General features: G+C 47.1%; 15 protein-coding genes. 4 read left to right on the top strand and 11 right to left on the bottom strand.

Annotation, left to right across the window (positions count from 1 at the left end; genetic code table 11):
* Positions 1 to 11: 11 nt before the first annotated feature.
* The 3 genes from B147_RS0121325 to B147_RS0121315 all read right to left on the bottom strand — a co-directional run bounded on the left by B147_RS0121325 (position 12) and on the right by B147_RS0121315 (position 3,134).
* Entirely contained in the window at positions 12 to 1,334 is a 1,323-nt protein-coding gene (locus B147_RS0121325; protein ID WP_020589238.1) for an ammonium transporter, read from the bottom strand.
* A gap of 39 nt (positions 1,335 to 1,373) precedes the next feature.
* A complete protein-coding gene (locus B147_RS0121320; RefSeq protein WP_020589237.1) occupies positions 1,374 to 1,712 on the bottom strand; it encodes a P-II family nitrogen regulator in 339 nt (112 codons plus the stop codon).
* Positions 1,713 to 2,027: 315 nt separating this feature from the next.
* Positions 2,028 to 3,134 (bottom strand): geranylgeranyl reductase family protein, encoded by a 1,107-nt coding sequence (locus tag B147_RS0121315; RefSeq protein ID WP_020589236.1) that lies wholly within the window; start codon positions 3,132 to 3,134, stop codon positions 2,028 to 2,030.
* 256 nt (positions 3,135 to 3,390) lie between these two features.
* Here B147_RS0121315 and B147_RS0121310 point away from each other — a divergent pair, with 256 nt between their 5' ends.
* Together B147_RS0121310 and B147_RS0121305 are read left to right on the top strand one after the other, a co-directional pair.
* Positions 3,391 to 4,449 (top strand): tetratricopeptide repeat protein, encoded by a 1,059-nt coding sequence (locus B147_RS0121310; protein WP_020589235.1) that lies wholly within the window; start codon positions 3,391 to 3,393, stop codon positions 4,447 to 4,449.
* A 130-nt stretch (positions 4,450 to 4,579) separates the two neighbouring features.
* Entirely contained in the window at positions 4,580 to 6,982 is a 2,403-nt protein-coding gene (locus B147_RS0121305; protein WP_020589234.1) for an HDOD domain-containing protein, read from the top strand.
* 103 nt (positions 6,983 to 7,085) lie between these two features.
* Here B147_RS0121305 and B147_RS30635 read toward each other — a convergent pair whose 3' ends face one another.
* From B147_RS30635 to B147_RS29800, 3 genes are read right to left on the bottom strand one after another with little or no spacing between them, the layout of a single operon-like run.
* A complete protein-coding gene (locus B147_RS30635) occupies positions 7,086 to 7,811 on the bottom strand; it encodes a M48 family metallopeptidase (RefSeq protein ID WP_020589233.1) in 726 nt (241 codons plus the stop codon).
* Positions 7,811 to 8,476 (bottom strand): tetratricopeptide repeat protein, encoded by a 666-nt coding sequence (locus B147_RS0121295; RefSeq protein WP_020589232.1) that lies wholly within the window; start codon positions 8,474 to 8,476, stop codon positions 7,811 to 7,813. Before B147_RS0121295 ends, B147_RS30635 begins: the two co-directional genes overlap by 1 nt.
* Positions 8,477 to 8,515: 39 nt before the next feature.
* Positions 8,516 to 9,949, bottom strand: a complete 1,434-nt coding sequence (locus B147_RS29800) for a M14 family metallopeptidase (RefSeq protein ID WP_169400726.1) — start codon at positions 9,947 to 9,949, stop codon at positions 8,516 to 8,518.
* Positions 9,950 to 10,204: 255 nt separating this feature from the next.
* Between B147_RS29800 and B147_RS29165 the strand changes: the two genes are divergently transcribed.
* Entirely contained in the window at positions 10,205 to 12,448 is a 2,244-nt protein-coding gene (locus B147_RS29165; protein WP_083927957.1) for an amino acid permease, read from the top strand.
* Here B147_RS29165 and B147_RS0121275 read toward each other — a convergent pair.
* Positions 12,445 to 14,583: an aldehyde ferredoxin oxidoreductase family protein gene (locus B147_RS0121275; protein WP_020589228.1), complete on the bottom strand. Its 2,139-nt coding sequence runs from the start codon at positions 14,581 to 14,583 to the stop codon at positions 12,445 to 12,447. The two genes, B147_RS29165 and B147_RS0121275, sit on opposite strands and share 4 nt — an antisense overlap.
* 363 nt (positions 14,584 to 14,946) lie before the next feature.
* Between B147_RS0121275 and B147_RS0121270 the strand changes: the two genes are divergently transcribed.
* On the top strand, positions 14,947 to 16,248 hold the full coding sequence (locus tag B147_RS0121270; RefSeq protein WP_020589227.1) for a CBS domain-containing protein: 1,302 nt from the start codon (positions 14,947 to 14,949) through the stop codon (positions 16,246 to 16,248).
* Between the two features lie 12 nt (positions 16,249 to 16,260).
* Here the strand turns inward: B147_RS0121270 and B147_RS29160 are convergent, their stop codons facing one another.
* From B147_RS29160 to B147_RS0121250, 4 genes are read right to left on the bottom strand one after another with little or no spacing between them, the layout of a single operon-like run.
* Positions 16,261 to 16,962, bottom strand: coding sequence for a phosphate ABC transporter ATP-binding protein (locus B147_RS29160; protein ID WP_020589226.1), 702 nt, complete (start codon positions 16,960 to 16,962; stop codon positions 16,261 to 16,263).
* Between the two features lie 9 nt (positions 16,963 to 16,971).
* Positions 16,972 to 17,859 (bottom strand): PstA family ABC transporter permease, encoded by an 888-nt coding sequence (locus B147_RS0121260; RefSeq protein ID WP_020589225.1) that lies wholly within the window; start codon positions 17,857 to 17,859, stop codon positions 16,972 to 16,974.
* A complete protein-coding gene (locus B147_RS0121255) occupies positions 17,856 to 18,704 on the bottom strand; it encodes a PstC family ABC transporter permease (protein ID WP_020589224.1) in 849 nt (282 codons plus the stop codon). Before B147_RS0121255 ends, B147_RS0121260 begins: the two co-directional genes overlap by 4 nt.
* Complete coding sequence (locus B147_RS0121250) at positions 18,704 to 19,501, bottom strand: phosphate ABC transporter substrate-binding protein (RefSeq protein ID WP_020589223.1); 798 nt, start codon at positions 19,499 to 19,501, stop codon at positions 18,704 to 18,706. The genes B147_RS0121255 and B147_RS0121250 overlap by 1 nt, the downstream gene beginning before the upstream one ends.
* Positions 19,502 to 19,808: the final 307 nt, after the last annotated feature.

Here is a 19,808-nt window from a genome sequence, read left to right as displayed (position 1 = left end):
GGCATAATCAATTAATAGTTGCCTGTAAAGTCAGGATATGCATTGCCGCCATGTTCTGTGGAGTCCAGCCCTTCGATTTCTTCTTCCGGAGATACCCGTAAGCCCATAGTCGAGTCAATAACTTTAAACAGGATAAAAGCCGTGCAAAATGTCCATGCAAAGCAGGAAGCAATACCGATGCACTGTACGGACAAAATTTTAACGCTTGTACCGCCGATATTAAAGATACCTGCAGCAAGGGTGCCCCATGCACCGCAAACCCCGTGTACGGAAATTGCACCAACGGGATCATCAACTCTGATTTTATCAAAAAACATTACGGAGAAGACAACCAGAATACCAGCCACGGCGCCGATCATAATCGCGGAACCAGGGGTAACATTGGCACAACCGGCGGTAATACCCACCAGGCCTGCCAGGGCTCCGTTTAAACTCATGCCCACTTCAGGTTTTCCAAATTTAACCCAGGAAACGATCATAGCCAGAACACAGCCTGTTGCAGCAGCCAGGTTTGTATTTACAAAAATCATTGCGATGTCGGTATTTGCAGCGGTTGTTGATCCCGGATTGAAACCAAACCAGCCGATCCACAGGATAAACACGCCAAGGGCTGCCAAGGGGATATTGTGACCCAGAATCGGTTTAATACCACCGTCTTTGGTGAACTTTCCAAGACGGGGACCTAAAACGATGGCACCTGCCAATGCAGCCCATCCACCCACAGAGTGAACAACTGTGGAGCCTGCAAAATCGATGAACCCAAGACCTTCAAGCCAGCCGGAACCGTTAAACAGCGATCCCCAGGCCCAGGAACCAAAGACAGGATAAATCAATGCGGACAGAACAGCACTGTACACAAGATAACCTGTAAATTTAGTACGTTCAGCCATGGCACCGGAAACAATAGTGGCAGCAGTTGCGGCAAACACAACCTGGAACATCCAGAAAGCCAGAACCCAAGGATCTCCACCCACTTTAAAGTCGCTCAGAAAAAAACCGGTTGTACCAAAAAAACCCGTTTTAGAGGTACCGAACATCAAGCCAAACCCAATGGCCCAGTAAAAAAGTGAGCCCATGGAAAAGTCCATGAGGTTTTTCATCATAATGTTTACAGCATTTTTGGCACGGGTAAACCCGGCTTCCACCATGGCGAACCCGGCCTGCATAAAGAAAACAAGTGCTGCAGCAACAAGGGTCCAGACGTAGTCGGCATGAGTCTGGACCAATTTAATGGCCTCGGCGTTGGAAAGCACTGTCGGGGCTTCGTCAGTCCCGGCCCATGCTGCGGTTATGGTACAAGCCAGCGAAGTTAGAATCATCAGTACATACTTCATTTTGTTTTAATCTCCTTGTTAATATTAATAATTTAAATTTTATAGAGCTTCTGTTCCGGTTTCACCTGTACGAATACGAACAACATTTTCCACAGGAAGAACAAATATTTTACCGTCACCGATTTTTCCTGTTTTCGCTGTTTCTACTATTGTATCCACCACGGCCTGGGCCTGGTCATCGGCAACGCAAATTTTCAATTCAACTTTGGGTACAAAATCTGTCTGATATTCTGCGCCGCGGTACACTTCTTTGTGCCCTTTCTGACGGCCAAAGCCTTTGACTTCCGAAATCGTCATACCGTTAATGCTGATTTTGGCTAAAGCATCTTTAACCTCATCCACTTTAAACGGTTTAATTACTGCCACAACGTTTTTCATTTTAACTCCCTTTGTTAAATGTGCTTTAAAACAACTCACGCTTTATGGCTTTCTAAAGAGAGCAAGAGGGATGCCAAAAAATGTTTTTTTAAAAACTTTAATATATCTATCTGAAATTAAAGAGATTTGTTTCGAAATTTTTATTTTAATTATCCTGAAACGCACTCAAAGGAAATAACATTTTTGGGATATAATAGATTACATTAATGTTATTTCATGCGTATTGACAAAATTCGGGCGTGAGAATTTATACTTTTTTGTATTTTCATGCATAAAAACAACAATTAAAAAACGGAGTTCGATATTTAGAAGGGATCAAAAGGGCCTTAAAATTTCGTGCAGGGCCTTTCCTTTGGAATACCCCCTGGAAAAACAATTTTGTAGAATACTGCAGGAGCCTGCAGCAAGCGACCATTTTTGGAATCTATATAAAATAGAAGCGCAGTACCGATAAAGCCGCAAATCCAATTGCAATCCTCCAAGAGCTTGCCTGTACCAGCCAAGCGCATCTGCTGAACGGGCAGAGGCCTTCCGGCCATCGGCATGCTCAATGGCCCGGGCTGAAAGGATACCGGATTTTAATGCAGAATAGATCCCCTCCCCCAACAAAGGCTCGGCCAGACCGGCAGCGTCCCCTGCCAGAAGCACACGGCCTGTTCCTAAATACGCTCTGCCATAGCTTGTGGCAATGGGATATCCCTTAACATCCGTCAAGGCATCTGTTTTAAACCGTTCCCCGGCATAATTTTTCAATAAAGTCCGGTTCATGGTTCCATTGGGGAGGGCACTGAAAATGCCGATATTCACCCGGGTTTTGCGGGGGAATATCCAGTAATACCCCTGAATATCCCTGGAAAAATCAAATTCCATGGGATAACGCCCGGCATTTTTTACAGGCACATCCGCTTCCAGGGCAGGCAGTTTAATAATAGAAGACCATTGACCGCCAACAAGCCTTCGAATCTTTGAATTGGCACCATCGGCTCCGATCAGGTGGCCTGCCCTGACACAATCGGTTTTGCCATCACAGGAAAAGGTCAGATTGATACCATGATCATCCTGCTCAAGATGGATAATTCTGTCTATTTTGCTAAACCGGCACCCAGCCTGTAACGCTTTTTCCAGGGAATAGGCGTCCAAATCCGTTCTTTTGGTAATGTAACACAAGGGGGCCTTGGCTTTGACAATAAAAGAAGCGTTGCCGGGACGGGTAATTTTCACCTCCCGGCAGGTACGGCGGACAAAACAGGAAATATCAAAGGGAAACAGGGCCATGGCCTTAGGTGTAATCCCGCCGGCGCAGGCTTTTTTCCTGGGAAAGGTTTTTCTATCCAGCAAAAGAACAGAAAACCCGGCTCGCCCTAAAAGATATCCGGCAGCCGTTCCTGCCGGCCCGGCACCTGTAATAATGACATCATACATGCCAAACTTTTACCAGATTTTCAAAAAAGGGCCAATCTCTTTTCATTGTCCGGTACCACAAATACGTCCCAACCCTGAGCATTCTTATTTCTAATTCATCCCTTCAACGTATCCGGAATGCTGATGACACGACAATTTAAAATTTTTCCCATTGACAAAAATTCTTTCGCACGATTAGATATTAGATTAACCGAATTCACAAAACTGAACAGCACACTTGAACTTACTATTTCTACGTGACTTAGGCATACAGCTAATGCGAAAAAATGTTAAAGAAAAAAACCAAGAACTTGAAGAAAATGATGCAATCAAAGCGTTGAATCTATGCAAAAGAGCCCGTGCCCTCATTCGTATCCGAAAGCCCGCGCCGGCGGAATCATTATTGCTGGACGCCCTGGAAATATCACCTAAAAATCCTTATGTCCTGGTTGCATTAGGTGATGCCAAACGAATGCAAAAACAATTTAGGACGGCTGCAAAATATTATCAAAGATGCCTTGAGGCAGACCCGCTGAATCCGTTTGCCATGTCCGGTCTTGGCGACGCATACAGGGGCACCAATAACCTGGACAGAGCAATCGATATCTGGACCCAGGCCCTGGACGCTTATCCTGAAAACTACCTGGTGATGACCCGGCTGGCGGATGCTTTGGCTAAAAAAGGGAACTTTACCGCTGCCAGACAAATATATGAAAAATCCATCAATCTAAATCCTGATGATCCCTTTGCCCTGTCCGGTCTTGGTAATCTTTATGTCCGTCTCAGGGCATTCGACCTGGCCGGGCCGCTTCTTGAAAAGCTTGTCGCGAAACAGCCCAAAAACCCCAGGGCCATTGGTGCATTGGCCAACTTTTTTCGCAGGCAAGAAAATTTTTCCAACGCAAAAGCGCTGTTCGAACAAATTCTGGAGATTGATCCCCGGAATGTCTATGCCATGGACGGACTGGCAGATTGCGCCCGGGGCAATAAAGAATACGAGAAAGCAAAACACCTGTGGGAAAAAGCCATGACAGCAGGAATGAACCCTGCCATCGCTCAAACCCGCATTGCAGATGCCTGCCTGCAGATGGGACAGTTCTCCCAGGCAAGAGAGTATTATGATCAAGTGCTGTCTGTCTCTGAAGACAAATTCGCTCTGCTGGGACGACTGCGTCTCCTCGAAACAGAACCAGGAGACAAACGCAATAAGATTATTGATGCGGCAGAAATTCTAAGCCGGTTATTTGCCCTTGATCCATCTGATGAACGAACACTGAATGAATTTAAACTGTTCAGGACTAGATACCCGGAAATTGATGATTATATCCAGCCCTGACACAGGCATTGGTTTCAGGTTTTTAACCAGGTCAGGCACTAACTTTACAGGCGAAATCCACCCGGGTTTGCATTGAATTTGTGATCAGGACATTTTTTTCTAAGATATTTTATTATGGGTGCCATGCAAAATGACTGATAAGCTAAACCTTCCATCCGAATCGGATATCCAGGCCGTCTTAACCCTTGACCGGGATACCCTGCCAAGTTTTCCCCAGGTCGCAGCCAAACTGCTTGAAGTATCAAAAGATGATACAGCATCCTTGGAAGAGGTGGCAAAAATCGTGGAGACAGACCCCGGTATTTCCATTCGGGTGCTGGAACTTGTCAATTCAGCATTTTACGGTTTAAGCAGAAAAGTGACATCCCTGTCAGACGCAGTTGTCATCCTCGGTCTTGATGAAATCAAAAAGCTGACTTTGGGCATAGCTATCTTTGAAAAAATATTTAAAACCGCCTTTACAAAAGAATTTGACCGGTTGATGTTCTGGCGCCACACCCTTGCGGTGGCGGTATTGAGCATGAAAATAGCCAAAAGAATCGAATACCCGAATCCTGAAGAAGCCTATACGGCCGGTTTGCTCCACGATGTGGGGAAAATCTTTTTAGATCTCCAGGGACACCGAAACTATGGCGAATTTATTAAAAATTTGTCGGAATCCACTGACCTTGTCATTGAAAAGGAACGATCGGAAATCGGTTTGGGCCATGATGATATCGGGGCCTTTTTCTGCACCCGGTGGCAGCTTCCCGAAAGCCTGACATTGGCCGTGAAATACCACCATCAGTCCTTTGAAAATTACGGCCTGACCAAAGATGAAAAACAATTGATCGCCATTGTCAGTATGGCAGATTTCCTATGTTGGACCCAGGGTATAGGATCTTTTGATTTCATCCGTCCCCCCATCCTTGCCCCGGAGGTGGAAGCCTGTATCAACTCGGAAAAAATCGATATTATCACCTGCATTCTTGAAATGAACAAAGAGATCGAAGAGATCTCAGCCTTTTATAAATTTGTTTTTCCATCCATAGATCAGCTGAAGGAAAACTTGCTTTGGGCCAATATCAAACTCTCCCGGGCCAATACAAAATATTATTACCAGGGGGATCCCACAGGCCGGACACTGGATACACATTTAAGCCAGGGTGATCTTTTGCCTCCGGACATTGGTTTTGAGATGGGCAAAGCCTTATCCAAAGCCAAAACCGTCAAGGAAGTGCTGGATATTGTCATGTACCAGGTGGGTTGTATTTTTCAACCCTGCCACTGGTCCATTCTGCTTAAGGACCCCAAAACCGGTGACATGGTTTTTTCAGTAGTGGTGGGGACCAATAAAAAGCGTCTGCAGGGCGTAAGACTACCCAAGGGAGAAGGCATTGCCGGGTATGTCATGAAAACAGGTAAGCCCCTGGTGGTTGATGATGTAACAACAGACAAAAGATTCAGCAGCAGGGTGGACAAATACACCCGGTTCAATACCCGTTCCATCATTGCCACGCCCTTGAAAACCGATAACAAAATTTTTGGTGTCATTGAGCTGGTCAACCGGGTCAATGAAGAAACATTCAGTGAACATGACCTTAGTCTGCTATCCTCCATTGCCGAATATGCGGGCATTGCTATTGAACGGTCATACTATCACCAGGCGCTGACCAACATGGCCACATTGGACAGTCTGACCGGGTTAAAAAACAGGTTCAGCTTTGAACGTACAGTTGCCGGATCAGATGATTTCCAGGCCCGGTTTGGCCGGGTCTTTTCCATTCTTATTCTTGTGGTAGACGGCCTGGCAAGGCAGTATGAGAAGCTTGGACAGGAGAAAGGTGATGAGATCGTCAAAAAGTTAGCCGCCATTTTGGACAAAACCAAACGCCGTGAAGATCAGATTTTCAGGTACGCAGACAACAGCTTTATTGCTCTTTTGCCCTTGACCTATTCCGAAGGTGCCCAGAAAGCCCAGGAAAGGATAAAAAAAGTACTGAATATAACCCTGATGGATGATAAACAAATGTTTCCATCTATTACCATCCAAACCCACACCATGGCAGGTGAAGATGCCGGTCAGCTCAAAAAGCTTGTAGCCCAGGCCCTGTCCAAGACGCGGCAGCCGGACCAGGAAAGTGAAGTGGCAGATATGCAGGAGAACATCCAAGGGCTGGTGGAAAAGGAATTTGCCAATAAAGATGCAGAAAACGTAAAAGGGACATCTACGGAACAAATCCAGAAAGAACATATTAAAAATTTTGGAAAATCCGTATTCCTCCACGGCCAGTTCAAACGCCTTAAAACCGGAGAATTTGGAAAAATCCGTGTAGAGCAGGTGTCGTTATCCGCCATTGGGTTCAGAATATCAAAATCCCACCGCATCCATGTCAATGATTTTCTGGATATTGAATTTAACCTGGATGATATCAAACGGGCATTGGTTAAACGCAGGGTGGTGGTCAGGCAGATCCAGGGGAATTACATTTACGGCGAATACTACAACCCGCCGCCCTATGCAAAAAACCTAGGCTTTTATATTTTCAGTTAGTGTTTGGACGCAAAGCTACCCATCTGCGGCGTTGCAGAAAAATTTGCATCTGGGCACCTTTGCGTCCAAACACGCGATCCCGCTCAGGCAATAGTTAGGTGACCTACTGCCTTAATTCTATTTTATTCAAGAGCGATTCTTTTGCTTTCCAGTCAGGTAAATATGTTTCCATAATCTGATAAAAGCGCTGTGTGTGACCCGGTTCCAGCAGGTGGGCAAGTTCATGGACCACTACACACTCCAGCAGACAGGGCTCCAGGTGCACAAGAACCGTATTGAGCCATATGCGTCTTGCAAGTGTATTACATGACCCCCACCGGGTTTTCATTTTTTTTAGCCGGAATTCAACCGGTGCCACCCCCATGGCAGGTTGCCACCTTTCAAGCAAAGTTTGGATACGTTCATTTAAGAGTGAACGCAGCCATTGATTCCATAAATTTTCTTCCTTTATTGCATCGAAACCGGAAGGCACCCGGATAATGATTTCGGATTCGGTGGTCAAACAGATCCCGGGCCGGGAGTTAAAAGTCCCACGAATAACAGGCAACTGCCTGCCCCATATCATGCATGAACCGCTGTCCTTTATGGCAGACAGCGGGTTAAAAGGCGCCGGCGCATTGCTCAGGGCATTCATTCTATTAATTAACCAGGCTGATTTGGCCTGGATGGCACCTTCCAGCGCTTTGGAACTGATTCTGGCGGGTGCAGAAATCCGAACGGTTCTTTTATCCGGGTATATCCTGAAATAGATATGGCGGATATTTTTATATACAAGTTCATATTGCCACCCTTTGGGGGTAGCGGGCAAAAGCCGGTTTATGTCATGCATTACCGGGCTTGGGTTTTCAGGGTTTCAATCAGTTCAGACACCAATTTTCCCCCGGATGTCCGGGCTTCCGGATTCACTTTTACTAACTGTTCCCAGGCCTCAATGGCTTTGGGGATATCATTGAGGTCGTGCATATAGACAATGCCCTTGTTAAACCAGGCGATTTCAAAATCAGGCTGAACAGCAACAGCCTTGCTGAATGCTTTTAAGGCTTTTTCAGGTTCATTGTTACGTCGGTACATCACCCCAAGGTCCGTGAGGACATGTGGATGGTTCGGCTCAATGGACAAGGCTTTCTCATAGGCATGAATCGAATCCCCAAAACGGTCTATATCAAAAAAGGCATTGCCCAATTTAATCCAGGCTTGCGCGTTATCGGGGTTTTCTTTCAAAAACGCCTGCAATTCTTTGATGTGTGGATCGGCCATGGTTGCAAGGTCAGGCCTTTGATCGCCACCATCCTTTTTTTCAAGCGCAGGCGCGCCTTTTGGCATATTCCCCATCATGTCAGGCGGCATAGGCCTGAGGCCCGGTTGTTGTGAATCCGCCAGCTTAAACGATGTATATGCGGTGCCCATCAAAAATCCCAATGTCAGGGAAATCAGAATGGAAATATAGAAGGCTTGCCGGGTAATTTTTTTCTCTGTTTTAGGAGTTTGATTCATTTTTTCCTGCTTTTAAAATTCTTTTTTTAATACTTTTCCTTACTTGAATACCTGTTCTACGTTGCAAATGTCTTTGGTAATTTGTGCGATTTTGTCAGGTTTGTTCCGGAACCGAAAATCCGCAAGCACCATGCCATTGAATTTGCCTTGTCTGTATACTTCAATTCTGAAAATTTGACCGTCCCGGTCTATCGAAAAACGCTGCATACAATCATCTTTGGTTATAAAAAAACCGGCTTCGTCCTTCATATCCTGTGTTGTATATCCAATAATGTTCACCCGGTGATCCGGTATGGGGTGTACCATGAATTGCTCTTTAACCAAAATTCTGGAACCAAAGGGAACCTGTTTTTTTTGGCCGTCAACGTCCATCTCTATACTGTCGATGCCCAAGTCATATTCAAAATACTGGGGGCTGAGATGGGAAAGACAGCGATTGCCGTGGTACAGACTGAAATCTGATTTATTGTGCACCAGAGCAAGCAGCGGATTGTTAACCAGAAACTGCACTTCACTATCTTTTTCCATGGGCAGGTAATTGATGCGATTGCGTATATTTTCGGCATAAAGCAGGATTCTGCGCTCACCTAAGGTCAAGGCAATATCCTTATCAATGGCTTTTTCTATTTCATTTTGGGTTAAAGAAAAATCACGTTCAAAAGAAATCCCAGCCTTTGTTAAAAAAGATTCAATGGCCAGAAGATGGTAATATACACGCCCGGGGGTCAGAAAGGATTTGCTGGCTTCAACCCCAAAGGCGGGTTTCTTATTTTTCATGGCAAAAAAGGTAAGTGTTTTTGCCATCTCCTCGTCCCCTTCGGCTGTCCGGGTATTCTTGACGCGCACTGTATGACCGGGCTCAATCAAATGGGCATTGACATTCTCGGCACACTGCTGTGCCGTGACTGAAAGATCAGAAAACAAACCTGTGTATTGTGCAGGCATCAACGCTTGATCAATGATAATGCTTTGACCCCATCTATCAGGGTTGCGCATATTGTTTTCACGGGTGGGTGTAAAAAATCCGGATCCGTCATGCAGATTTAAAATGAAATCCACGCCTGGGTCAGTGATCATTGACTTTATTTTAGAAACGGTCTGCCGTTCGGGATCTGTTTTGCTTACCCGGTCAAATTTACGGTTCATGTCCCCGTAAACGCCCCTTGATCGTTTAATAATACTTTCAAAATTAAGATTTGGAACCACAATAACCCGGCCGGACAAAATTTTGTACCGGGTAGCGATAAGGGCAGCAGCATTGAACCCACCCGGCTCATCCCCCTGGATGCCGCCCACGATGAGTGCTGTTTTTCCAGGAACCTTCGATGCCAGGGTATGCACACTGAAGTCAAAGCCGGTTTGGGACGCAAGCACCGGCCCTGCAAACCAGAAAACGACAGCGATTCCCAAAGCCGGCAAAACCTGCACACGCCGGGCCAATAGAACAAAGAATCTATTGTAAAAATAAAGCATTGATATCATCATAATCTATTAGAGCAGAAAGTTTATCCCTTCCGGTTTCTATTATTTTCCAACACAGATTATCAAATAGCCCGCAAAATGCAAACGCCCCTATGAACTTCCCTTAAAAAATATTTGCCCACCCCCCAATAAAGTTTAATTTTTCCGGGGAAATTTTATAGTAAATGTGGCATTCTGGAACCGGGAAAATTCTGCCAGACCCAAAACAGTGCCGGGGGAAGCAAAATATTTTTGGGATGAAAGATCATGGGCGCAACTACCAGAAAAATACAACCAGGTCAGAGAAAAATGGGAAACAACCTTGGCGCATTCGGCGGCGTTTTTACACCGTCCATCCTCACAATTCTCGGTGTCATCCTGTTCATGCGCTCCGGGTTTGTCATTGGTCAAGCCGGCATATTTCAAACTATTCTGATTTTGTGCCTGAGCCATATAATCACTTTGTTGACGGCCATTTCAGTTTCAGCCGTGTCCACAAACACGCCTGTCTCGGCAGGTGGTGCCTATTTTCTGATCTCAAGATCCATCGGCCCTGAACTTGGTGGTGCCATTGGGCTGGCCCTGTTCTGCTCCCAGGCCATTTCCGTTCCGTTTTATATCCTGGGATTTACCGAAGCCCTGGTCCGGACCTTTCCGAGCCTTGCGGTCCACTTCAGGACCATCGCCCTGATCACCACAGCTTTTCTGTTCATCATCACCCGGGCCGGAGCCAGATGGGCGGTGCGGGCACAATACCTGATCATGACAGTCTTGGGACTTTCCATTCTTGCGTTCATGGGAGGAGCCCTGGTACATTTTGACATCAACTTGTTTTCAAAAAATCTTGGCCCGGGCTATACCAATGACACATACGCGTTCTGGAGCGTTTTTGTCATCTATTTTCCGGCAGTCACCGGTATCATGGCAGGCATCAGCATGTCCGGCGACCTGAAAAATCCGGCCCGTGCCATTCCGGCAGGCACCCTTGGCGCAGTTTTCACAGGGTTTATTGTATACGGAGTTCAAATCATTTTATGCGGCGGTGCCCAATCCCGGGAAGAACTGATCTATTCATCTTTTGAAACACTTTGCCGCCAGGCACTTTTTAACGCAGGTTTTTTAGTGGTTGCCGGTGTATTTGCAGCCACCCTGTCCAGTGCTTTAGGATCGTTCATGGGGGCTCCCAGGGTTATCCAGGCCGTTGCCAAGGACAGACTGATCCCTATGCTGCATTTATTTAAAAAAGGGACAGGTCAGGCCAATGAACCGGTCAGGGCTTTATGGCTGACCCTGAGTTTAACCATCACCACGATCCTGTGGGCAGGCAACGGCGACACAGGCCGGGCATTTAACATCCTGGCCGGTGTTGTGACCATGTTTTTTCTTTACACCTACGCAATGATCAATGTTGCCGCTTTTGTTGAATCCTTTGCCGGCAACCCGTCCTTCAGGCCCGGATTCAAACATTATCACTGGCTGCAAGCCCTTATCGCGGCTGCAGGGTGTGCGGCCACAGCTTTTTTGATTCATCCGGTCACAGCGGTTTGTGCGGCAGGCATCATATCCACAATGGTGGTACTGCTTAGACGCAGATCCCTTCAAGTCCGTTTCGGCGATGCACGATGGGGGTTTTTCTATTCAAGACTTAAAGCCAATCTTCACCAGCTGGCAATGATGCCTATGCATCCCAAAAACTGGCGCCCGGCGATTCTGGTGTTCACGGGAAATCCTAAAACCCGGTTTACCCTGGTGCAGTATGCCCTGTGGATCGGTGAGGAACGGGGGATTGTAACCCTGGTCCGTATCCTTCCCGGCAATATCCAGGACCTCATGGAAAAAAGGCAGACAGCCCTGACCCAGCTTAAAAAAAATCTCCATGATTACGGCGTCAGCGGTTTCTCAACGGTCATGGTTTTACCCGATCTTGACCAGGGTATCTGCGCAGCGCTCCAAGCCCATCCCCCGGGACCGCTTAAGCCCAACACCGTATTTTTTGGCTGGTCCTCAGACCCAGACAGGGCCCAGTCCTTTACAAGACACCTGCGTATTGTCCAGGCCATGGAAATGAATCTTGTTATCATCAATGACAAAGGGCTGCCACAGAATCCGGACAAAGGAGTTATCGATATCTGGTGGCGGGGCAAAAAAAACGGCTCCCTGATGGTTATGCTGGCCCATCTTCTCACGCAGAACAGGCAATGGGCTGATGCAACCATCCGACTGTTCAGGATCATTCAGGATCATGCCGGTGTACAGCCGGCAAAGCAGGCCCTGGAAACGTTGCTGCGGGCGGCCAGGGTAAAGGCTGAATCCAGAGTCATCGTCTCCACGGATTCATTTGAAAAGGTCCTTCAATCCATATCAACCGACGCATCGGTCGTTTTCATGGGCTTCAACGTTCCTGAACAAAACGAAGCAGCAGAATTTCAGGCCAGACACACCAGGATATTTGCCCCTTTGCCCACGATGATCATGGTTTCGTCCATTGGGGACTGTGATCTGTTTGCTTAAACGACCCCGTTGGCTTTGAGCACCCCAAGCACTTCGGGAAAGTCAATGCCAAGGCGTTTAACCGTTTCAACGGTTGGGATACCGTTGGCGGTCCACCCCCGGCGTTTGTACACCGCATCTTTTAACAGTTCGTACTGTTCTTCGCGTTTGCTGCGCAGGGCCGCCATTTTGGCCGGTGTATCCATGGCAGAAATATCCATGCCATAGGTATCCTTTAACTGGGTGTCATAACGCTCGGCCCGGGATTCGTATTCTTCCTCGGTTACTGGCCCCATGGCGCGGTAGGGCACGGCATCGTGTTCCCGGGTGCCGTATCCCATCTTAAGATTGAAAATACGCTGGAAGTTGTATACAGCTTCACTCATGGTGATTAGATCCTCTGAAGTCACCTTCCTGCCGGTAACCGCAGAAAAAAATTGCGCATACCAGGCCACGTGTTTAACCACCTTGGCCGGTTCATCGGTTTCTTTATTATCTGCGGGGACAATATCATTCCAGGGCAGTTTGCACAGACCGCACAGACCAAACCATGTTCTGAGCATGGGGAACCAGTGCAGGGCTTCAGCCTTGTTTTCAAAGGTGGGCATGAAGTTGTGAACCATGTCCAGAAAAATCAACCAGGCCTCGTCATGCTGGGGCCCCTTAAGGGCCAACCCGTAACCGCCCTGCTGGGCCAGACTCTCCTTGGTGATGTATTCGGAAAATTCCAGCCCCTTGGATTCCATACCAATATCCTGCAAAAAGGCAGGATCTGCGCCAAAATCCCGGACAAAGATTTCTTTCATCCGCCGGATGCCTTGGCCTACAATGGTTCCAAAACCGTTGCCCTGGGCCATCTGGTGAACAAGCTCCAGGGCGTTGAACCGGTTACCGAAACTCAAATCCATACCATTGGTGTGATTCAACGTAATTTGGCCGCTCTCAAAGCACTCCATAGCAAAAGCGATGGATGTCCCCACAGAGATGGTATCCAGGCCGTAGGCATCGCAGTAAAAATTCATCTCAAGGATGGTATGGGCATCAAAAATGCCTAAATTGGACCCACAGCCGGCCACGGTTTCATATTCAGGGCCGTCCACAAAAACCTTTTTAGCCTTATACGGTCCGGTCAAAGGAAAAAAATCTTTTACCCCGTGGGCACAGGCCACAGCACAACCTTTCCAGCAGCCGTCAAATCCTTTGTCAAAAATATGTTCGTAGGTTTCTTCGCCAATAACCTTGCCTTGGGGATGGGAACCAAACTTGAAATTATGAACGGGCAAACAGTCATGAGCGTTCATAATCGGCACCAGATGGGTGGTACCGACCAGGGCCATCCGGTTTTGTTTGGGGTCAAGGGTAGTGATCTCCTTGGTATAAGCCCTGGCAACCGTTTTAAGCCCTTCGGGATCAGCCGGCTGGTTGGTTTTCATGGAAACGGCACCGTACCTTGCCACAACCGCCTTAATTTTCTTGTTGGCAAATACCGTTCCAATACCGCCTCTGCCGGCCTGTTTATACCGGACGATTTTGCGCCCGGCATCCCACCAGGAAAAATTTAAGCAGCCGAAACAGGTATGTTCCGCCCCGGGGCCTGTGGTTACTACAGATACGTTGACCGGTTTTTTTTCGTCAAAAAGGTGTGTCAAGGCCGCTGACATCTCATACGCATCTTTAGGAAGGCCGTGTGCATGGAACAGCTTAATGGTATTTTCAATCCCATCGATAAGAATCACCGTATCCTTCTCGGCCCGGCCGTCCAATTGAATAACATCAAAGCCAGCAAATTTTTTATACGGTCCGAAATACCCTCCTACGTTTGAATCAATAGGGGCTCCTGTCAGCGGGGAAATAGCGGTGACAATACTTTTTCCTCCGCCGGGATATCCCGGGACGCCACCCAAAGGCCCTGATGCGATGCAAATGGCATTTTCAGGATCATCCCAGCGGGTGGTTCCGGATACGGCATGCCACATCAGCCAGAGGTCATACCCTTTGCCGCCGATAAATTTTTGTTTAATCTCTTCTTCAATACAACTGATATTGATCTCATTTTTACTTAGGTTGATATGAAGGGAATGGTCTGTATATCCCTGATGGACTTTAGCTGGTTGGTAGGATAGATGTTTGATTTCCTTGAGATTGATTTGAGCCATTTTTATGCTCCTTACAGATAGATGTTTATAATTAAACCTCTATGTAAATATTAGCAAAAAATAATATTTGAATACATCCAAAACCTGGCAAAATCCAAATTTTAACACGATAAAAGTTGAGGCATGATCGAATAATGATTATATAATATATAGCATGGATGTAAACGGATCAATAAAACGACTTAACAAGCCCATTGAAATTATATCCGAAAAACGGCCATGGGCCGTCCTTGGTCGATCTACACCCAGGCTTCGACCCACAACAAATATAGAAAGAATCCAATTAGTTGCTGGAGTCTTTTATATAAAATCCCTGATCAAGCCCCCCCCTGATGACAACACGTCCCACAACAAAGAGGCCCTATGAAAATCATCACCACACATAAAGGCGCTGATTTTGATGCCCTGGCATGTCTTGTGGCAGCCACCATCATTTATCCGGATGCCAAGCCTGTCCTTCCCGGGACAATCAATGCCAACCTTAAAAATTTTTTAGCCATTCACAAAGACCTATTTGATTTGTGGGCACCCAAAGAAGTGGACCTGGATACGGTAGATACCCTTATTTGCGTAGACACCCACTCATGGTCACGCCTGGACCAGCGATTAAGCGTCTTATCCGAAAAGCCGGACCTTGACGTTATTGTCTGGGACCACCACGAAGACGGGGATATTGAAGCCAGGGAGTCACATCTTTCCCAGACTGGGGCCGCGGTCACCCTCCTTGTCCAACAGATCGAAAAAGAAAGGAAACTGATTACCCCCATTCAGGCCACATTGTTTTTAATCGGCCTTTATGAGGATACCGGTCACCTGTCCTATCCGTCCACCTGTCCCGAAGATGCGTTTGCCGCAGGATTTCTGCTGGACCGCAAGGCGGATCTCAATATCCTGGGCACCTTTTTACAACCGGCTTACGGCAAAATGCAAAAAGAAATCCTCTTTAACATGGTACAGGAGGCAGAACGAAGTAAGGTGAACGGGTTCTCCCTGAGTGTATCCCAGGTGGAAATCCACAGCCGGGTGGAAAATCTGGCCATGGTGATGCAGATGTACCGGGAACTGATGAATGTAGATGTGGCCATCGGTATATTCCGTGACATGAAAAAAGACAAATGCATGGTGATCGGCAGAAGCGGCGTAGATGAAATCAACATTGGTGTGCTCATGCGGTCTCTTGGCGGTGGCGGCCATCCCGGCGCAGGCTCCGCCCTAGTCAAGGGCGCTAATCCGGATGCATTATTAGAAACCGTCCTGGAACTACTCAAAGGCAACCAGTATTCATCGGTCATGCTCTCCGATGTCATGTCATATCCTGTGGTAACGGTAAAAGACGGCACCCCTGTGGGTGATGTGGCCATGATGCTTCGGGAGATGGGATGTTCGGGTATGCCTGTTGTAGATGACGACGATAATCTTGTGGGTGTTGTTTCAAGACGTGATTTCAGAAAAGTTAAAAAGTCAAATCAGATGCAGTCCCCGATTAAAGCCATTATGAGCCGAAATCTGATTACCATTGATTATGATAAAAGTGCCTTTGAAGCGGCACGCCTTATGATCAGACATGACATCGGAAGAATTCCCGTTATGAAAGAGGAAAAAATTATCGGCATCATCACCCGGTCCGATGCCATGATGTATTTTTATGATCTGTTGCCTGATTAAAACCGGTATCCCCTAAACAGATTTAAGTTGTCGATCGCGTAAAACAAACTGCTGATCGGCAATGCGTTTAACCTGATCCATATAATGGGAAACCATTATGATCGTACATTTGTTTTTTAGCCGGGCCAATAGTTCCTCAATGACCTGAACCGATGTTTCATCCAGGCTGGAGGTAGGCTCGTCCAGCAGCAGCACCTGGGGGTCCAGAACAAGGGATCTTGCCAGGCAAAGCCGTTGCTGCTGGCCGCCTGAAAGAAGGCGCGCATCATCGGACAGCCTGTCCTTAACCTCGTCCCATAAAAAAGCATGTTCAAGGGATCTTTTTACCTTTTTTCGGATACTGTCCTGTTTTTTGTGTCCGGCAAGCTTCAAAGGAAATGCCACATTTTTGTAAATGCTCATGGGCAAAGGATTGGGCGTCTGAAATACCATCCCCACCCTTTTTCGCAATTCAGGCAAGGCATAGTCTTTTTGAAAAATATCTTCAAACCCCTTACCGAAATCAATGGTGACCTGTCCTTCAACCCTTGCGCCTTCCATGCTGTGGCAAAGCCGGTTTAATATGGTGAGAAAAGAGGATTTACCCTGCCCTGACGGCCCGGTAATCGATGTAATTGAATTTTCATGAATATCAATAGTTATATTTTTCAGAATGGCCCGGGTCCTGTAATAAAAATAAAGATTTCTGATTTTTATCTTAACCGAATTTTGCATATCTGATTCCTAAATCATGATTCCGGCCCTGCGATCAATCAGTGTCTTGATGAGATGGGCAAATATAAAAAGCATTGAACAGACCAAAAGCAGAATAAGGGCGGCGCCGTATCCTTTCACCAGTTCTGTGGGGTCTGTGTATTCTGATGCCGTATAATAGATATAAAACGGCAAGGCCTCAAAACTGGAAAAAAGGGATTTGGGAACACCTGCGGTGGCAACCACGCCGGTGAGCATAATTACAGCCGTATCTTCGGCACATCGTCCAATGGCAAGGACCACACCGGAGACAATGTCGGAGAGGGCTAACGGCAGCAGCACCAGCACTACATTCTGCAATTTTGTAGCACCTAACCCCGGTGCGGTGAGCCGGGTTAAAAGCGGTATTCTTTCAATGGCGTCCTGGGTGGTTTTGATGATATAAGGCAGCACCAGAAACGCAAGGGACAGGGCTGAAATCAGCAAGCAGGGATAAATGCGGCTGTTGTAAAAATGATGGAAAAAAATGGTGATGGAAAAACCGAACAACCCCACGACAATGGAAGGAATTCCCGCCAGAAGATCCACCATAAAGCCAAACACACGCCTGGCATTTGAAGATGCATATTCAGCCAGATAGATTCCGGCACAAAGCCCCAGGGGCAGTGCAATCCCAACGGACAGCAGGATCAGCAGAAACGTGCCGGCCATGGCCGGAAACAGGCCACCAAACACCTGGCGTTTGAGTAGGACGGCATCTAAAGGACGGGTGTCGGCAAAAATGAGATCCTGACTGAGGGAGCGTCCTCCTTTCAGGATCAAAAAACCAATAATGACGCAAACGCCTGCGGTTAGCACTATGGCGCAGGTCCAGGAAAAAACGGATAAAAGCCTGTCCGGTAAACTTTGTGACATCATTCTACCCTCCGGCTGGAAATACGTGCCAGGAGAATCCCTAAACCCGTCATCAGATAGAGGACAGCACCGCTGACAAATATGGTCTTAAATTCAATGCTGTCAAAATCCGCAGCAATGATCATGGCAATGTGGGCGGTCAATGTCCTGGCCGAATCCAGGACAGACGCCGGCATCATGACACTGTTTCCGCTGAGCATCAGGGCTACCAGGGTATCTCCCATGGCCCGGCCAAAAGCCAGAATCAACCCGGTCAAAACACCGGGCCAGGCCTGGGGTAAAATTACGTAACACAGTTTCTGAAAAGGGGTTGCCCCAAGAGAATCCACGGCATCCGTATAAATTTTAGGCACCCGTTCAAAGCTTGAAGAAAAAAATAAAATCATGGTGGGGGAAATAAGCAGACCAAGCATAATGGCCGCAGTTAATATGCTCATACCTGATCCATGGGAGAAAAGATCCCGGACAAGGGGTACCAGCAAAAACACCCCCACAAATCCGTAAATCACTGTGGGAATGGCAGTCATGAACTGGACAAATTTTTTGAGAAGCCTGCCTGCAAAACCCTTATGGGTAATCTGCATAAAAAATGAACACCCAAGACTGATGGGCAAACTGATGACAAGACTTAAAGAGGCGATATAAAAGGTACCTGCAATCATGGCCAAAATGCCGAACCGGCCATGGTCCGGAGACCAGGAATCGGTCAGGATTTTCCAAAGCATTCCACTTTTAAGGACAGGCAGACTTAAGCTCACCATGAAACCTAAAACACACAGGGTGACAGCCGCACATAAAAAAGATGCACCGGCAAAAACAGCCGGTGCACATTTATCCTTCAACGACATCAGTTAACAGGAATAAATCCCATCTCGGAAACAATCTTCTGGCCTTCGGGGCTGAGCAGATATGTGATCAGCTTTTTGGCAAGCCCTGTATATTCACCTTTGGTATTGCTGAAAAGTCCTCTGGCAACCTTATATTCGCCGGACTGAACCGTTTTCAGCGTAGGAATGACCCCGTCCAGGGCAATCGGGGCAACCGTTTCATCCATGTACCCCACGGAAACGTATCCAATGGCATAGGGATCATTGGTGACAGCAGCTTTCATGGCACCGTTAGAAGCAACAAAATTGGCTTTTTCAGAAATATCCCCCTTGCCCAGAGCTTCTTTCCAAAATACCTCACGGGTACCGGAAGACTTGTCCCTTGTGTAAATGTTAATGGGCCGGTCTTCACCGCCAAGCGCCTTCCAGTTTACGATTTTTCCGGCATAAATATCCTTGAGCTGTTCGCCGGAAAGCGCCTTGACCGGATTTGATGGGTGAACCACCGTGCCCACGCCGTCAATGGCCCATTTATACATGGAAAGATTATACTTTGAAACTTCTTCATCCATGGGTTTACGACCGGAGTTGCCAATGTCCACCAGACCTTCTCCCACCTGTTTGATCCCGGCACCGGACCCACCGCCGGCGATCGTAATCTGGATATCGGAATTCATTGTCATAATCCGCTTGGCCGCCTCTTTCATGACTGGAATATGGGCCGTGCCCCCAGCAATACGCAACACCCCTTTTTCGCCTTTGAATGCATCAAGCTCAGACGCACTTAGGGTGCCTGCGGTAAACGTAATTACGAACAATACAACGAACCATGGAAATAGTTTAACCACGTGTTCAGTGCTGACGCATAAATAATAAAAGGTCGGCCGAAGTTGTTCCGCCCACTCCTTTTTGGGAAAATTCCGCCTTTCCTTCTTTCAGAAGGCATCGGAAAGGTAGTTCTTCCTACACAAACCATGGCCTGTACCGAANATTTTCATTCCNTCCGGGCATAGTTCTCCCCCATTCCAGGCTTGAAACTGTTTCGATTACCTGTCCGTGGTTGCCGTCTCACACTAATCGGAGTTGAAAGGGGGCGGACAGACGCTCTTTCAGCCATGGATAATC

Origin of the sequence: Desulfobacter curvatus DSM 3379, assembly GCF_000373985.1 — a bacterium.
In the GTDB taxonomy this organism is placed as follows: domain Bacteria; phylum Desulfobacterota; class Desulfobacteria; order Desulfobacterales; family Desulfobacteraceae; genus Desulfobacter; species Desulfobacter curvatus.
This window is presented reverse-complemented; position numbering and strand designations above follow the sequence as displayed.

What these genes read in the sequence shown, in the direction of transcription:
- B147_RS29165 (WP_083927957.1), top strand. Translation starts at nt 10,205, where the DNA reads ATGGGCGCAACTACCAGAAAAATACAACCAGGTCAGAGAAAAATGGGA.
- B147_RS0121295 (WP_020589232.1), bottom strand. Translation starts at nt 8,476, where the DNA reads ATGAATCAAACTCCTAAAACAGAGAAAAAAATTACCCGGCAAGCCTTC.
- B147_RS30635 (WP_020589233.1), bottom strand. Translation starts at nt 7,811, where the DNA reads ATGCATGACATAAACCGGCTTTTGCCCGCTACCCCCAAAGGGTGGCAA.
- B147_RS0121305 (WP_020589234.1), top strand. Translation starts at nt 4,580, where the DNA reads ATGACTGATAAGCTAAACCTTCCATCCGAATCGGATATCCAGGCCGTC.
- B147_RS0121315 (WP_020589236.1), bottom strand. Translation starts at nt 3,134, where the DNA reads ATGTATGATGTCATTATTACAGGTGCCGGGCCGGCAGGAACGGCTGCC.
- B147_RS29800 (WP_169400726.1), bottom strand. Translation starts at nt 9,949, where the DNA reads ATGCTTTATTTTTACAATAGATTCTTTGTTCTATTGGCCCGGCGTGTG.
- B147_RS0121320 (WP_020589237.1), bottom strand. Translation starts at nt 1,712, where the DNA reads ATGAAAAACGTTGTGGCAGTAATTAAACCGTTTAAAGTGGATGAGGTT.
- B147_RS0121325 (WP_020589238.1), bottom strand. Translation starts at nt 1,334, where the DNA reads ATGAAGTATGTACTGATGATTCTAACTTCGCTGGCTTGTACCATAACC.
- B147_RS0121275 (WP_020589228.1), bottom strand. Translation starts at nt 14,583, where the DNA reads ATGGCTCAAATCAATCTCAAGGAAATCAAACATCTATCCTACCAACCA.
- B147_RS0121310 (WP_020589235.1), top strand. Translation starts at nt 3,391, where the DNA reads ATGCGAAAAAATGTTAAAGAAAAAAACCAAGAACTTGAAGAAAATGAT.
- B147_RS0121260 (WP_020589225.1), bottom strand. Translation starts at nt 17,859, where the DNA reads ATGATGTCACAAAGTTTACCGGACAGGCTTTTATCCGTTTTTTCCTGG.
- B147_RS0121270 (WP_020589227.1), top strand. Translation starts at nt 14,947, where the DNA reads ATGAAAATCATCACCACACATAAAGGCGCTGATTTTGATGCCCTGGCA.
- B147_RS0121255 (WP_020589224.1), bottom strand. Translation starts at nt 18,704, where the DNA reads ATGTCGTTGAAGGATAAATGTGCACCGGCTGTTTTTGCCGGTGCATCT.
- B147_RS29160 (WP_020589226.1), bottom strand. Translation starts at nt 16,962, where the DNA reads ATGCAAAATTCGGTTAAGATAAAAATCAGAAATCTTTATTTTTATTAC.